Annotated in this window: 15 protein-coding genes; 3 read left to right on the forward strand and 12 right to left on the reverse strand. The window is 68.9% G+C overall.

Translation table 11 applies throughout. The annotated features are described in order from the left end of the window. Positions 1-8: 8 nt before the first annotated feature. From BOX17_RS04325 to BOX17_RS04345, 5 genes are all read right to left on the reverse strand, one after another. On the reverse strand, positions 9-524 hold the full coding sequence (locus tag BOX17_RS04325; protein ID WP_071942220.1) for a putative pterin-binding protein: 516 nt from the start codon (positions 522-524) through the stop codon (positions 9-11). Between the two features lie 135 nt (positions 525-659). Next, positions 660-1,475 (reverse strand): DUF2189 domain-containing protein, encoded by an 816-nt coding sequence (locus BOX17_RS04330; RefSeq protein WP_071942221.1) that lies wholly within the window; start codon positions 1,473-1,475, stop codon positions 660-662. Between the two features lie 310 nt (positions 1,476-1,785). Then, on the reverse strand, positions 1,786-2,214 hold the full coding sequence (locus BOX17_RS04335) for a universal stress protein (RefSeq protein ID WP_071942222.1): 429 nt from the start codon (positions 2,212-2,214) through the stop codon (positions 1,786-1,788). 13 nt (positions 2,215-2,227) lie between these two features. Beyond that, a complete protein-coding gene (locus tag BOX17_RS04340; protein WP_071942223.1) occupies positions 2,228-4,822 on the reverse strand; it encodes a TRAP transporter permease in 2,595 nt (864 codons plus the stop codon). 125 nt (positions 4,823-4,947) lie between these two features. Continuing rightward, on the reverse strand, positions 4,948-5,925 hold the full coding sequence (locus tag BOX17_RS04345; RefSeq protein ID WP_071942224.1) for a TAXI family TRAP transporter solute-binding subunit: 978 nt from the start codon (positions 5,923-5,925) through the stop codon (positions 4,948-4,950). Between the two features lie 376 nt (positions 5,926-6,301). Between BOX17_RS04345 and BOX17_RS04350 the strand changes: the two genes are divergently transcribed. Beyond that, a complete protein-coding gene (locus BOX17_RS04350) occupies positions 6,302-7,132 on the forward strand; it encodes a carbon-nitrogen hydrolase family protein (protein WP_071942225.1) in 831 nt (276 codons plus the stop codon). A gap of 23 nt (positions 7,133-7,155) precedes the next feature. Next, a complete protein-coding gene (locus BOX17_RS04355) occupies positions 7,156-7,695 on the forward strand; it encodes a macro domain-containing protein (protein WP_071942226.1) in 540 nt (179 codons plus the stop codon). Positions 7,696-7,750: 55 nt separating this feature from the next. Here the strand turns inward: BOX17_RS04355 and BOX17_RS04360 are convergent, their stop codons facing one another. The 3 genes from BOX17_RS04360 to BOX17_RS04370 all read right to left on the reverse strand — a co-directional run bounded on the left by BOX17_RS04360 (position 7,751) and on the right by BOX17_RS04370 (position 10,641). Further along, a complete protein-coding gene (locus BOX17_RS04360; protein ID WP_071942227.1) occupies positions 7,751-9,058 on the reverse strand; it encodes a TRAP transporter large permease in 1,308 nt (435 codons plus the stop codon). Then, on the reverse strand, positions 9,048-9,524 hold the full coding sequence (locus BOX17_RS04365) for a TRAP transporter small permease (protein ID WP_071942228.1): 477 nt from the start codon (positions 9,522-9,524) through the stop codon (positions 9,048-9,050). Before BOX17_RS04365 ends, BOX17_RS04360 begins: the two co-directional genes overlap by 11 nt. A gap of 97 nt (positions 9,525-9,621) precedes the next feature. Continuing rightward, on the reverse strand, positions 9,622-10,641 hold the full coding sequence (locus tag BOX17_RS04370; RefSeq protein WP_071942229.1) for a DctP family TRAP transporter solute-binding subunit: 1,020 nt from the start codon (positions 10,639-10,641) through the stop codon (positions 9,622-9,624). Between the two features lie 200 nt (positions 10,642-10,841). Here BOX17_RS04370 and BOX17_RS04375 point away from each other — a divergent pair, with 200 nt between their 5' ends. Further along, entirely contained in the window at positions 10,842-11,708 is an 867-nt protein-coding gene (locus BOX17_RS04375) for a DMT family transporter (RefSeq protein ID WP_071942230.1), read from the forward strand. Here BOX17_RS04375 and BOX17_RS04380 read toward each other — a convergent pair. The 4 genes from BOX17_RS04380 to modA are packed head-to-tail and all read right to left on the reverse strand — an operon-like array spanning position 11,703 to position 14,865. After that, complete coding sequence (locus tag BOX17_RS04380) at positions 11,703-12,236, reverse strand: DUF192 domain-containing protein (protein ID WP_071942231.1); 534 nt, start codon at positions 12,234-12,236, stop codon at positions 11,703-11,705. The genes BOX17_RS04375 and BOX17_RS04380 overlap by 6 nt on opposite strands. Positions 12,237-12,246: 10 nt before the next feature. After that, entirely contained in the window at positions 12,247-13,383 is a 1,137-nt protein-coding gene (locus tag BOX17_RS04385; protein ID WP_071942232.1) for an ABC transporter ATP-binding protein, read from the reverse strand. A 13-nt stretch (positions 13,384-13,396) separates the two neighbouring features. Further along, positions 13,397-14,065 (reverse strand): molybdate ABC transporter permease subunit, encoded by a 669-nt coding sequence (gene modB, locus BOX17_RS04390; RefSeq protein ID WP_071942233.1) that lies wholly within the window; start codon positions 14,063-14,065, stop codon positions 13,397-13,399. Next, complete coding sequence (gene modA, locus BOX17_RS04395) at positions 14,065-14,865, reverse strand: molybdate ABC transporter substrate-binding protein (protein WP_071942234.1); 801 nt, start codon at positions 14,863-14,865, stop codon at positions 14,065-14,067. The genes modB and modA overlap by 1 nt, the downstream gene beginning before the upstream one ends. Positions 14,866-14,868: the final 3 nt, after the last annotated feature.

A 14,868-nucleotide genomic window follows, 5' to 3' on the forward strand; every position in this document is an offset into this window, starting at 1 on the left:
CCTCCGCCTCAGGGCACGATGATCCGCTCGACGTGCCATACCGAGCGGAAGCGCACGACCTCGTTCAGCAGCTCGGGATGGGCGTCGAAGGGATAGAGTACGAACAGCGGGCCAAATTCGCGGATGCCCAGCGGCCTGCCATCGCGGGACATGGCGAGGATCACGTCGTGGCGATGGAAGTCGGCCACCGGCACCTCCGCCTCATAGTCGTTGAGGGCCCTGACGCGGACGCTTTGCCCGGCGGCACCGACAGTGGCGAGCAGGGCCCGCACCAGGGGGCCCTCGAAGCGTCCCTTACCGCGATGCCAGGGGGTATGGGTCTCGATGACCCTGGACGGCATGGCCTCGAGCATGGCGCGATCGAAGCGGGCCTCGTCCCCCACGTTGGCGTGGGCGATGTCCCCGCTGAGGGTCAGGATCACCCTCCCCGAGGGCTCCGGCAGCGTCGCGCCCTGGGCGGTGGGCAGCGACACCAGCAGCCACAGCAGCGGTGCAAGAAGTCGATGGGGCAAACCGGTCGGCATCGGCAGGGGTCCTGGGAACGGGAAAGCTGACCACAGACTACGCGACTCGTCGCCCGAGGTCAGGAGAGGGGCAGGCACAACGCACAGGGGGCGCCGAGCGCCCCCTGAGTAGCCGGTGCCGATCAAGGCATGGGATCAGCTCTTGAGTTCCTCCACCGGCTCGATGCGAACCAGATCCTCGTAGGCATGCCAGCTGGCATGGCCCAGCACCGGCAGGATCAGCGCCAGGCCGATGTAGAAGGTCATCACCCCGACCAGCACGGACCCGGTCAGGATGGCCGCCCACAGCAGCATCGGACGGAAGTTCTTGGCCACCGAGCGGATGCTCGCCTCGATGCCCTCCATGAAGGTGAGCTCCTGGTCCATCAGGGTGGGAATGGCCACCACGCTGATGGTGAAGGCCCCGAAGGCCAGGACGGCTCCGATCGCGGTCCCGACCAGCAGCATCGTGAGTCCGTCGCCGGTGGTCAGCAGCGTCGAGTAGAGGGTCTCGGGGCTGGGGGCCGCGAAGCCGAAGAACAGCGCAAACAGCAGCGTGGCAAGGCGTATCCAGGCGAGGAAGAAGATCATCATCATCACGCCCATCATCGCCAGCTGGCCCGCATGGCCCTTCCAGGCGCCGAAGGCGTCCCCCAGGTTGGGCGCGCGCCCGGCCTCGATCGCCTTGCTGATCCCGTAGGAGCCCACCGCCACCAGCGGGCCGAGGAACATGAACCCGGCAATCAGTGGCAACAGCCAGTGCCATAGCCCCAGCGTGAAGGCGCCGGCCGTGATGGCGATGCTCAGCCCCACCCAGAACATGCCATAGGCCAGGCTGACCGACGTGGCCTGGCGAAAATCCTCGAACCCTGCCGCCAGCCAGGCTCGCGGCTTGTCCATGCCCACTGGCCGGATAGTGATCCGGACATTGGGCGCAGCATTCTTGTCATGCTCTCGTGTTGCCGCATTCATGGTCACACCCCTGTTTGCCGCCTTTTGTGTCCCGGTTCTGCCGGGTCGGTTCAGGGTCGCATCCCGGCACATGGCCCGGATGCCCCCCTCATCTCTTAACTCCTGATTAATGTAGACGACGGCCACCGTTCCCGCAGGGGACGTTACCGGGCGGCACTCAACGCAGAGTGTCCTGACGGCAGGGGGTTCTGGCCCCGGAAGCCGACGCGATCGAAGAACCGCAACGTCGAGCGTCTTGCTCCGCCCAGAACCGCGAACGCCTCCCTTGAGGAGAGGCGTTCGCAGGGCTCTACAGTGGAGGGTGAAGCGCTCAGCGCACGATCATCACCGACATCTTCGAGTGATGAACGACGTGCTCGGCATTGGGCCCGAGCACGTAGTCGGCAAACTTGCGCTTGTTATGGGAGGCCATGACGATCAGGTCCACCTCCAGCTGCTTGGCCGCCTTGATGATCGCCTCCCACGGCGAGCCATCGACGATCACGCTCTGGACGGTGACGTCCTCCGGCACGTGCTCACGGATGAACTCGTGCTGGGCCTGGGAGACCGCCTCATGGGCCTTCTCGGCGAAGTCCTTGGGGAAGTAGGACCCCACCAGGGGCATGCGGTAGTCGGGCAGGACCGTCACCACATGCAGCGAGGCACCGAAGCTGTGACACAGTGCCAGCGCCGTGGGCAGGGCCTTCTCCCAGGATGCCTCCTCATTGAGGTCCACCGGCAACAGGATCTTGGTGTACATGGTTGTGCCTCCTTCAGGCTTGGGCCAGGGCGGCTTCACGATCGCGCCGCCGCCGTTGCAGCATCAGGATCAGGCCGAACACCAGGAAGGCGGGAATCCACATCCACTCCTTGGTCCAGCGATCCACCGGGGCCAGGACCTGGATGATCTCCTGGTCGAAGTCGAAGCCCATGTCGGCGGCCTGGCTGCCATAGGCCACCATGTCGACCACGGCCCTGCCATCTTGGACGAGCAGTTCCAGCCCGAGGTTCTCCAGGCGTTCCTGCCCGTCGGCCCCCTCCGGCACCGGCAGCGTCATGTAGGTGGTCATAGGGTCGCCGTAGGCGTCCAGGCCCGCGATCTGAAGCCGCAGGGTGGTCTCGTCGCTGACACTGCCCAGCGCCTCGACGAACTGCGCCGGCGGGATCTCGCGATAGGGATCGTGGATGATGTCCATCCAGAACCCGGGCCGGAACAGCGTGAAGGCCACGAGCAGCAGCAGGATCGACTCGTACCAGCGGCTGCGGGTCACCATGAAGCCCTGGGTCGCCGCCGCGAAGATCAGCATGGCCACCGTGGCCACCACGAAGATCAGGATGCCCTGCAACCAGGACACGTCGATCAGCAGCAGGTCGGTGTTGAAGATGAAGAGGAACGGCAGCGCCGCGGTCCGCAGGCTGTAGTAGAAGGCCTGGAAGCCGGTGCGCATGGGATCACCCCCCGAAACCGCCGCCGCGGCGAAGGAGGCCAGGCCCACCGGGGGGGTCACGTCGGCCATGATGCCGAAATAGAACACGAACAGGTGCACCGCGATCAGCGGGACCAGCAGGCCGTTCTGCTCGCCCAGCTGGACGATCACCGGGGCCAGCAGCGCCGAGACCACGATGTAGTTGGCCGTGGTGGGCAGGCCCATGCCGAGGATCAGGCTGAGCACCGCGGTGAGCAGCAGGATCAGCATGAGGTTGCCCATCGAGAGGACCTCGACCACGTCGGCCAGCACCAGGCCCACCCCGGTCTGCGAGACCGCGCCGACGATGATGCCGGCGGTGGCCGTGGCGATGCCGATGCCGATCATGTTACGCGCACCGGTCACCAGGCCGCTCCACAGGTCCAGCACCCCTTCCCGGAGATCCGCCGCCATGTCGCCACGGCCGCGGAAGATCGAGGTGATCGGACGCTGGGTCAGCATGATGAAGACCATCAGTACCGTCGCCCAGAAGGCCGACAGCCCGGGCGAGAGGCGCTCCACCATCAGGCACCAGATCAGCACCACGACCGGCAGGATGAACTGCAGGCCGACCATCACCGTCGGGCGCGTCTGCGGCAGGCTATAGACCGGCTCGTTGGGGTCGTCGAGCTCGAGTTCGGGATAGCCGGCGGCCACCTTCAGCAGGCCCACATAGACCGCCGCCAGCACCACGGCGACCAGCCAGGGGGTGGCATCGCCAAGCAACGGCTTGATCCACCCCAGTCCGTAATAGACCACCATGGCCGTGATCATCATCAGCAGCAGGCCGCCGAGGAAACCGATCACCTTGCGCACCAGGGGCTTGGGCGGATTGCTGCTTTCCAGCCCCTGCATGTTGGCCTTCAGGGCCTCGAGGTGGACGATGTAGATCAGGGCGATATAGGAGATCAGCGCCGGCAGGAAGGCGTGCTTGATGACATCCACGTAGGAGATGCCGACGTATTCGACCATCAGGAAGGCCGCGGCCCCCATCACCGGCGGCATGATCTGGCCATTGACCGAGGAGGCCACCTCAACGGCACCGGCCTTCTCGGCGGAGAAGCCGACGCGCTTCATCATCGGCACGGTAAAGGTGCCCGTGGTCACCACGTTGGCGATCGAGGAGCCCGAGATCAGACCGGTCATGCCGGACGCTACCACGGCGGCCTTGGCCGGCCCGCCCTTGTAGTGGCCCAGCAGGGAGAAGGCGACCTTGATGAAGTAGTTGCCCGCGCCCGCCTTGTCGAGCAGGGCACCGAACAGCACGAAGAGGAAGACGAAGCTGGTCGAGACCCCCAGCGCGATACCGAAGACGCCCTGGGTCGTCAGCCACTGGTGGTTGACCAGGCCATACAGGCTCACGCCGCCGTGGGCCAGGATGCCGGGCATCCAGGGGCCGGCCAGGCTGTAGAAGAGGAAGACGATGGCCACGATCATCAGCGGCGGCCCGAGGGCCCGCCGGGTGGCCTCGAGGAGCAGCACGATGCCTACCACCCCGATGATCACGTCCTGCAGGATGGGCGCGCCGGGGCGCTGGGCCAGCTGCTCATAGAACATGAACATGTAGGCGCCGCAGAAGGCCGCGGCCGCCGCCAGCACCCAGTCCTGGATGGGGATGCGGTCACGGGGGGAGCGCTTCAGCGCCGGATAGGCCATGTAAGCCAGGAAGAGCGCGAAGGCCAGGTGAATCGATCGGGCTTCGGTGGCATTGAAGACCCCGAAGCCCAGTATGAAGGGGATCGGAGAGGCGATCCACAGCTGGAAGAGGGACCACACCGCGGCGATGCTGACCAGCAGCTTGCCCGGCATCCCGGCCGGCTTGCGAGCCCCCGAGTCGGTGGAGGCGACCAGATCCTCCAGATCGACCTCGTCTCCGGGAGACCTCATCTTGTCCTCGGTCATAAGTGTGCCCTGTTCTCGTTTGTCGATTGACACGGGTGACCAGGCGTCAGAACCAGAGTGCGCGGCCCCTTCTCAGGATGACCGCGCACTCCACACCTGGATAAGGTGATCTCAGACTACGGAGATCACTCGATCCATCCCTGCTCGCGGTAGTAGCGTGCAGCACCCTCGTGCAGCGGTGCAGAGAGGCCGGAGCTGACCATTTCCTGCGGGTCGAGGTTCTCGAAGGCCGGGTGCAGGCGCTTGAAACGGTCGAAGTTGTCGAAGATCGCCTTGACGGTCTGGTAGACCACTTCGTCGTCGGTGCCGGTGTCGGTCACGAAGGTGGCCGCCACACCGAAGGTGGGTACGCCATCCGGGTTGCCCTTGTAGAGGCCGCCGGGGATGACCACCTTGGAGTAGTAGGGGTGCTCCGCGACGATCTCGTCGATGACCGGGCCCTCCAGCGGGACGAGTCTGGCGTCGACGGTGGTGGTGGCCTCCTGCAGGGAACCGTTGGGGTGACCGACCACATAGACCATGGCGTCGATGTTGTTGTCGGACAGGGCCGCGGCCTGCTCTGCGGCATCCAGCTGGGAGGCCAGGGAGAAGGTATCCATGGTCCAGCCCTTGGCCTCCATGACCACTTCCATGGTGTTGCGCTGGCCGGAGCCCGGGTTGCCGATGTTGACGCGCTTGCCTTCCAGGTCGTCGAGGCCGTTGATGCCGGCATCCGCGCGGGCCAGCATGGTAAGCGGCTCGCCGTGGACACGGAAGACGGCCCGCAGGTCCCCGTAGGCATCACCCTCGAAGTTGCCGGTACCGTTGTAGGCCTGGTACTGGACGTCGGACTGCACCACGCCCATGTCCAGCTCGCCGGACTTGATGCCGTTGATGTTGGCCACCGACCCGCCGGTGGACGGAGCGTTGCACTTGATGTTGGCGTCTTCCAGACGGTTCACCAGGCGGCAGACGGACTGGCCGACCACGTAGTAGACGCCGGTCTGGCCACCGGTACCGATGGTGATGTACTGCTCTTCCTGGGCCATGGCCGGCGATGCGAACATCGCTGCCCCCAGGAGGGCGCCAGAAAAGGCAGCGGCGGAGAAAGCATGGCGTTTCATGAATACACCTCTTGTGTTGTGCAAACAGATTCCAGAATGGCGGCCCTCATCCGGGGACGCCGACGGTGCTATGTCGCTCCCCCCTACTTTAGCGAAAAAAGCAGTCACTTGATGAGGCCTTTTTCGTTAAGGGAAGTCTAGACCCAGCTTACGGGTAACGAGCGTTAATTTTCAGCGGCACAGTCCACGCTCTGGCTACCGCGGGGGGAACGGCAGGCCCTGGATCGTCGCCAGTGCGTCTCTGCATAGGAGGCCACCGGCGCCGATGGCCGTGAAGGGCAAGGGACATCGAGGCGGCCAAGGGAATAGACTATGCAACAGCCTGCCTGCGTCGCGGGCGTCACTCAGGCCTCCGCGCATTGCCCCAGGAGACACCATGCAGATACTCGCCGGCCAGATCGACATTCCCGTCACCCGACGTCGCGATGACCAGCTCGCCCATCTGCGCCAGCTGGCAGCACGCATGCGGGCGGCCTGTGACGATGGCGTGCCCGACCTCATCGTGCTGCCGGAACTGGCCGCCCAGGAGTATGGCGACGAGGCCTTCGCCCACCTCGATGAGCTGGACGACGACCTCACCGGCCCGGTGTTCGAGACCTTCGCGGCGCTCGCCGGGGAGCTCGGCTGCCCCATCGCCTTCGGCATGGCCCGCCGCGCGGCCGGTCGCCGCCACATCAGCCAGGTCCTGGTCGGAGCCGACGGCCGCCTGGCCGGCGTCTACGACAAGCTCCACTGCGCCCAGTTCGGGGCCTCGGGCGAGGCCGCCCACTTCTCGCCCGGCGATCACCTGCTGGTCACCGAGATCGCCGGCTGGCGGGTCGGCGTGGTCATCTGCTACGACCTGCGCTTCCCTGAGCTGGCGCGGCGGCTCGCCGCCGAGGGGGCCGAGCTCATCCTCCATCCCGTTGCCTTCACCCGCGACTTCAGCTTCGCCAGCTGGCACGCCTTCGTCACCACCCGTGCCATGGAGAACCAGTGCTACTGGCTGAGCCTGAATCGCGCCGGCGCCGAGTGGGGCCATTCGCTGCTCTGCCCTCCCCTGATGGACGATGACCACCCTGCCCTGGCCTTCGGCAGCCGCGAGGAGTGGCAGTGGCTGACCCTGGACAAGGCGGCGCTGAGGGAAGCGCTCCACCGCCTGCCGCTGGAACGGGACCGTCGGGCCGACCTTGATGCCCTGCCGCTCTGGACGCCAGACTTGTCCTGATCAGGGTCAGGAGGAGAGACGCCATGATCGAGCGCATCGAATGCGTCCAGGGCGACATCGCCCGACAGTGCGATATCGACACCGTGGTCAATGCCGCCAATGCGCAGCTGCGCAGCGGCGGCGGCGTGGCGGGCGCCCTGCACCGGGCCGCCGGCCCGGGGCTCGCCGAGGAGTGTCGGCCGCTGGCGCCGATCCGGCCCGGCGAGGCGGTGATCACCGGGGCCCATGGGCTGCCCAACCGCCACGTGATCCACTGCCTGGGGCCGGTCTACGGTGTCGACGAGCCGGCCGACGAGCTGCTGGCGGCCTGCTACCGAAACGCCCTCGAGCTGGCCGAGCGCCACGGCATCCGCTCGATCGCCTTCCCGGCCCTCTCCGCCGGGGCCTTCGGCTATCCCCCGGCCGAGGCGGCCCGCATCGCGCTGTCGACGGTGGTGTCCACCCTGCCCCGCTGCCCCGGCATCGAGCGCGTGCGCTTCGTGCTCTTCGATGCCACCAGCCGGGACCTGCATCAGCGCACCCTGGCCACCCTGGAGAGCGGCACGGCGTCACAGAGGGAGTGAGTGCACCGACAGGCATGGCCGGTCGCGGGCAGCGGGAGAGCCGCCCGCGACGGCCTCAGACGTTGTAGCCCAGCACCCGGGGCAGCCACAGGGCGATCTCGGGGAAGAGCGCCACCAGCGCCAGGGCGACCGCCATGGCGACCACGAACAGCAGCGCCCAGCCCACGGTCTGTTCCAGGCGGATCTTCGCCACCTCGGTGGTCACCATCAGGTTCACCGCCACCGGCGGGGTGAACTGGCCGATGGCGATGTTCATGGCCAGCAGGATGCCGAACCACACCGGGTTCCAGCCGAAGTGCTGCATCACCGGGATCAGGATCGGCATCATGATCAGGTAGATCGAGATGGCATCCAGCACCATGCCGGCCAGCAGGACCGCCAGCATGATCAGGATCAACAGCAGCGTGCCGTTGTCGGTGAGTCCGACGATCCACTCCGCCAGGTGACGGAAGGTGCCCAGCATGGTCCCGGACCAGGCGAAGATGCCGGCCAGGGCGATGATCAGCATCACCACCCCGGAGATCACCGCCGCCTCGCCCAGCAGCTCCCAGAGATCCCGCCAGCGCATCTCCCGGGTCAGGAAGAGTCCCACTAGGGCCCCATAGGCCACCGCCACCACGGCCGCCTCGGTGGGCGTGAAGAGGCCGCTGCGCAGCCCCCCCAGGATCAGCACGGGGGCGAAGAGCGCCGGCAGCGCCTGCCGGAAGCTCTCGCCCACCCGGGGCCGCGCCGCGGCCTCCCCGCCTCCGACTCCGCCTTCCCAGCCGTGGCGGCGGGAGACCAGCACCGCCGGCCCGAGTAGCGCCAGCCCGGCCAGGATGCCGGGGAAGAGACCCGCCGCGAACAGGGCCCGCAGGTCCACCCCGGGCACCACGATGGAGTAGAGGATCAGTGCCACCGAGGGCGGGATCAGGATCGCCGTCGACGCCGAGGCGGCGATCAGGGTGGCCGAGAAGGGCTTGGGGTAGCCGGCCCTGGTCATGCTCGGCAGCATCACCATGGCCACCGCCGCGGCGTCGGCGGGGCCCGAGCCGCTCATGCCCCCCATGATCATGCAGACCAGCACCGCCACCACGGCCAGGCCGCCGTGACGCGGGCCGATCAGCGCCTGGGCGAAGCGTACCAGCCGCGCCGCCACCCCGGCCCGCTCGAAGATCAGGCCGGTGAGGATGAACAGCGGGATGGCGATCAGCGGGTACTTGGCGATGCCGTTGTAGGTATTGGTGCCCAGCGTCGCCAGCATGGAGGGCGAGAGGCCGGCCAGGATGCCAACGGCGCCCCCCAGGCCCAGCGCGAAGGCCACCGGGACCCCGCTGATCAAGAGGCCCACGAAGGCGAGCAGCATCCACAGATCAGGACTCATCCTCTAGCCCCCCGCGCAGGCGATCCAGGGTCTGCTGCACCTGGCGCAGCAACATCAGCCCCGAGAGCAGCGGCAGCCAGGCCAGGTACCACCATTGCGGCAGGCCGAGTCCCGGCGAGAGCGAGCCCCACTGGATCTCCTGCCAGGTCATCCTGGCGCCGTACCAGGTGATCAGCCCCAGCACGGCCAGTCCGCAGGCCCCCTGGAAGAGGATCAGGGCCCGGCGCGGCGCCCACGGCAGGGCCCGCTCCAGCATGGCGATGCGGATATGGCCATTGCGGCGCAGGGCCACCGAGGCGCCGCCGAAGGTCAGCACCACCAGCAGGAACACCGAGAACTCCTCGGTGAAGGCGAAGGAGCCGCCGGTGAGGTAGCGCACCACCACGTTGGCCAGGCTGATCAGGCTGATGATCAGGATCGCCAGGGTCGCCAGCAGGCGTTCGAGTCTTGCGTCGGGACGTTTCATGGGCGTCGGATGTCAGCGGAGTCGATACGAGATCGGCCCCGCCAGGGGCCGATGAGAAGGGCCGATGAGCGGGGCCGAAGGGACGGAGGACTAGGGGTCAGTCCGGCTGCATGTCGGTACGGGCGGCCTCGACGATCGCCTCGCCGATGCGCGGCACCCATTCGTCATGAACGCTCTCGGTGGCCTCGACGAAGGCCTGGTGCTGGGCCTCGTCGAGCTCGGTGACCGTGACGCCGCGTTCCTTGATCGCCGCCAGCCGCGCGGGCTCCTCCTCGCGGGTCATGGCGATCTCCCAGGCACCGGCCTCCTCGGCGGCTTCGCGCAGGAGGGTGCGCTCCTCTTCGGAGAGGGAATCCCAGACCTGCCGGTTCACCGCGAAGACCAGGGGGTCGTTCATGTAGTTCCAGAGGGTCAGGTGCTCCTGTCCCACCTGGTCGATCCGGGCCACGTCGAACACCGACAGCGGGTTCTCCTGGCCGTCCACCGCCCCGGTGGTCAGCGCCGGCTTGGCATCGGCCCAGCTCATCTGGGTAGGGTTGGCGCCCAGCGCCGTAAAGGTGTCCTGGAACAGCGGCGAGCCCACCACGCGGATCTTCAGGCCGTCGAGGTCGGCCGGCTCATCGATGGGACCCTGGGAGTTGGAGAGCTGGCGGAAGCCGTTCTCGCCCCAGGCCAGCGGCACCACGCCACGCGACTCGATGGCCTCGAAGACCATCTCGCCGGCCGACCCGCCGGTCACGGCGTCGATCGCGTCCACGTCGGGCATGAAGAAGGGCAGCGAGAAGAGGTTGAGCTCCGGCACCTGGGGCGACCAGTTGATGGTCGAGCCCACGGCCGCGTCGATCAGCCCCGAGCGCATGGCCGAGAACTCGCGGGTCTGATCCCCGTTGACCAGCTGGGAGTTGGGGTAGACGCGCAGGGTCAGGTCCCCGCCGGAGCGCTCGGCCACCAGCTCGGCCCACTTCTCGGCGGCCTGTCCCCAGGGGAAGGCGTCGGGGAGCACGGTGGAGACGGAGAGCTCGCGGGCCTGTACTGATGAAGAGACGGAGAGCGAGGTGACGAGGATGGCACCGGCCAGGGCGGCGGCCACCCGGGGAATGGGGCGAGATAAGATCATGGCGTGTCCTTGGTGTGTTGGCTCGGGGCCCGTCGGCGGCCTCCCCGGCGTTGTTGTTGGCGGGGCGTCATCGACGCCCAGAGCCTCAAGATGCCCTGTCATCCGCGGTTCATGCAAGGCGAGGCTGGCCCACGCCTGTCCCGGGATTCAACGAGCTTGTTATGCTGTGACGCTTTCCCTTCCCCCCTCGAGGAGACGCCGTGCCGCTCCGTGACCTGGCCCTGGGCCTCGCCGTCATCATCATCTGGGCGCTGAACATCATCGTCATCAAGCTGGGGGTGGCCGAGCTTCCCCCGCTGCTGCTGACCACGCTGCGCTTCGCCCTGGTGGCCTTACTGCTGGTGCCCTTCCACCCGGTGGCCCGACACCAGCTGCCCTTCCTGCTGCTGCTCTCGGTGACCTTCGGCTCGCTGCACTTCGCCCTGCTGTTCATCGGCCTGGGACAGGCCGAGGCAGGCACCGGCGCCCTGCTGGTGCAGATGGGCACGCCCTTCGCGACCCTGCTGGCCGTGGTGTTCCTCAAGGAACGCCTGGGGCCGCGCCGACTGGTCGGGCTGGCGCTCTCCTTCGCCGGGGTCGCGGTGCTGGCCGGGGGGCCCACGCTCCCCTCCCCCCTGCCCACCGCCCTGCTGCTGGCCAGCGCCCTGGGCTGGGCCATCTCGCAGCTGCTGATCAAGCGCGGCCCCCCGGTCCCCCCCCTGGCGCTGGCCGGCTGGATCGCGCTGTTCGCCACGCCCCAGGTGGCGCTGGGTTCCTGGTGGTTCGAGCAAGGCCAGTGGCAGGCCCTCGGCACGGCCGGGTGGGCCGGATGGGGCGCGGTGTTCTACACCGCGGTGATGTCCTCCATCGTGGCCTACGGCCTCTGGTACGGGCTACTGCGGCGCCACCCTGTCAATCGCGTGGTGCCGCTGACCCTGCTGATGCCGGTGCTGGCGGTGCTGCTGGGGGTGGTGGTGCTGGGCGACAGCCTGGGCGTGCACAAGCTCGCCGGCGGCGGGCTGGTCATCGCCGGGCTGGCCCTGATCGTGCTGCGGTTCGGGGCGCGTCGCCCCGAACCGGCCTCATGAGCCCTCCCGCCCCGCGCAGAGCCCGCCGCCTCCCGGCCAGCTGACGCAGTCCCCCGCCTTCACGCCCATCGCCTCGAAGGCGCCGGCGTTGACCTCCAGGGCCGCCCGGTAGGGCACGCCGGGACGGGTGACCGGGCAGTCGCCGGGCTGCCCGCTCGTGCAGGGCGTCATGTGGTGGATCTCGGCGATGCGCCCCGTCTCGTCGATGAAGGCGATATCCAGCGGGATCAGGGTGCGGTACATCCAGAAGCCGTTGCGCGAGGGCTGACGCTGGCCGTAGAGGAAGAGCATGCCGGCATCCTCGGCCAGCCGCTCACGGCCCATCAGGCCGCGGCTGCGCTTGCGGATGCTGTCCGCCACCTCCACCCGAAGACGCCGGGGCCCCCGATCGCCATGGATGACCAGCGGGACGATCTCGAGTGAGGCGGAGGTCGGTTCGGGCTCGGCAGCGGCCAGGCAGGTCGGCAACAGGGCGGCGGTGGGCAGCAGGGCCAGGCCCAGCAGCAGCCGGCGACGGGGCAGGTTCATGGTGATCTCCTCAGCGGTCGGGGGGGTCGGGGGGCATGCCGGAGGCGTCCGGCATCAGGTGGATCCCGGCGGCCAGCAGCGAGACGCCCACACGCTCGTCCCGGGCCAGGGCGTTGCGGCGCGCCGCATGGGTGGGCAGCTCGAAGCGCAGGGTGTCGTCGCAGTGGTCGAAGGCCAGCGCCACGGAGGTGATGCTCCCCATCACCGCCATCTCCACCACCCGTCCCTGGACGGGGTTCTCGTGTTCTCCCCGGGAGGGGCGGCCGCGGCGATGCAGCACCACGTCCGAGGGCGGCAGGTACCAGCTGACCCGCCTTCCGGAGGCCAGGCGCTCCAGGCCGTGAGCCACCTCCAGGCGCCAGGGGCCCCAGCGCAGCCATCGACCCTCCTCGTCTTCCACCACGCGACCGGAGAAGATGTTCTGTCGGTCGAGCAGCCGCGCCACCTCGGGGCTTGCGGGACGGCGGAAGAGCTGCTCCGCCGGGGCCTGCTGGAGGCTGCGACCGCCGTGCAGGACGCAGAGCCGGTCGGCCAGGGCGGCGGCCTCGTCGAGGTCGTGGGTGACCAGCAGGATGGGAATGCGGATCTCCTCGCGCAGCAGGGCCAGCTCCCGCTGCAGGCGACGGCGGGTGACCTGGTCCACCGCCGAGAAGGGCTCGTCGAGCAGCAGCACCCGGGGGTTCCTGGCGAGGGCGCGGGCCAGGGCCACACGCTGACGCTGCCCGCCGGAGAGCTCGGCGGGCAGCCGGTCGGCGAGCCCCTCGAGCCGCACCCGGGCGAGCCACTGCTCGGCGGCCCGGCGACGCTCGGGGGCGGGCAGGTGGTCGAGGGCGACCATGACGTTGGCGCGCGCGGTCAGGTGGGGGAAGAGCGCATAGTCCTGGAACACCAGGCCCACGCGCCGCTGCTGGGGGCGCAGCGAGCGCCCCGCCGTCGCATCGAACCAGGTCTCCCCGGCACAGCGGATGACGCCCCCGGCCGGCCGATAGAGGCCCGCGATGGCCCGCAGCAGGGTGGTCTTGCCGCTGCCCGAGGGGCCCACCAGGGCCAGCAGTTCCCCCGCCTCGCAGTGGAACTCCGCCGCCAGCGGGATCGGCCCCGGCTGGTGAAGGCTGACCGACAGCCGCTGACGGCTCGCCTCCGGCACGGTCGCTCTCCCCTCAGCCACGACGCCACCTGCGACGCCCGGCCAGCCCGTAGACCACGCCGATGGTCAGGAAGGAGACCAGCAGCAGCATGGCCGACATGACGGCCGCCCCGGACTCGTCGAAGGCCTGCACCCGGTCGTAGATGGCGATGGCCAGGGTGCGGGTCTCGCCATCGATGGCGCCGCCGACCATCAGGATCACCCCGAACTCGCCGAGGGTATGGGCAAAGGTCAGCGCCAGGGCCGAGACCATCCCCGGCCACACCAGCGGCAGCTCGATGCGCCAGAGCGTCTGGGCCGGCGAGAGGCCGCTGCACCAGGCCGCCTCGCGCAGGTTGGGAGGGATCGTCTCGAAGGCCCGCTGGATCGGCTGGACGGCGAAGGGCAGGTTGGCCACCAGTGAGGCGAGCAGGATGCCGGTGAAGGTGAAGTTGAGCCCGCCCCCGGTCAGCGATTGCCAGAAGGCACCGAAGGGCGCCTGGACGCCGAAGGACTGCATCAGGTAGAAGCCCAGCACCGTGGGCGGCATCACCAGCGGCAGCGCCACCAGCGCCTCGGCGAGCGCCCTGCCGCGAAAGCGCGACAGCGCCAGGGCGCGCCCCAGCCAGAGCCCCACCGGCAGCAGCAGCAGGCAGGTCAGGGCCGACAGGCGCAGCGAGACCGACAGCGCCGTCCAGTCCATCAGTGCGCGTCCGCCGGGTCCGGCGACTGGAAGCCGAAGCGCGCGAGGACCGCCCGGGCCTCCTCGCTCTGCAGCCACGCGAAGAGCGCGCGGGCCGCGTCGCCGGCATCGGGCATCAGCACCATGCGCTGGCGCAGGGGGGCATGCCAGTCGGCAGGGACAAGCACGTGCTCGGACTGGTCGGCCAGGGCCGGCGCCAGGGCCAGGGAGTAGGCCACCAGGCCGCCGCGGGCCTCGTCCGCCAGGGCGAAGCGGGCGGCCTGGGAGACGTTCTCTCCCATCACGCGCAGCGGCGCCGAGGCCTCCCACAGGTCGGCTCGCCGGAGCGCCTGCCGCGCGGCGATGCCGTAGGGGGCGTGCTCCGGGTTGGCCAGGGCCACCCGCGGGCGCCCCTCGCCTTCCAGGTAGGTCGCGATGGCCGCCTCCACGGCGGAGAGCGGGGCCTCGTCGCTTGGCAGCGCGCCGCGTCCGGGGGGCTGGATCCAGGCCAGCCGCCCGACGGCATAGATCACCCCCGCATCCCGAGCGAACCCCTCGTCATGCAGCGCCAGCACGCTCTCTTCGTCCGCCGAGAGGAAGAGGTCGAAGGGCGCGCCCTGGGCGATCTGTCGACGGAAGTTGCCGGACGCGCCGTAGTTGACCCGCACCGGCGCCCCGCCCTGGGCTCGGAAGCGCTCCAGCAGTTCGGGAAAGGCGAACTGCAGGGACGAGGCCACGGCCACGGTGGCCTGCCCGGCCGTCGCCAGCGGGGCGATCGCCAGCAGCCAGCAGGCCAGGGCAAGGCGGAGCAAAGCGTTCATGAG

The organism is Halomonas aestuarii (assembly GCF_001886615.1).
GTDB lineage: Bacteria > Pseudomonadota > Gammaproteobacteria > Pseudomonadales > Halomonadaceae > Halomonas > Halomonas aestuarii.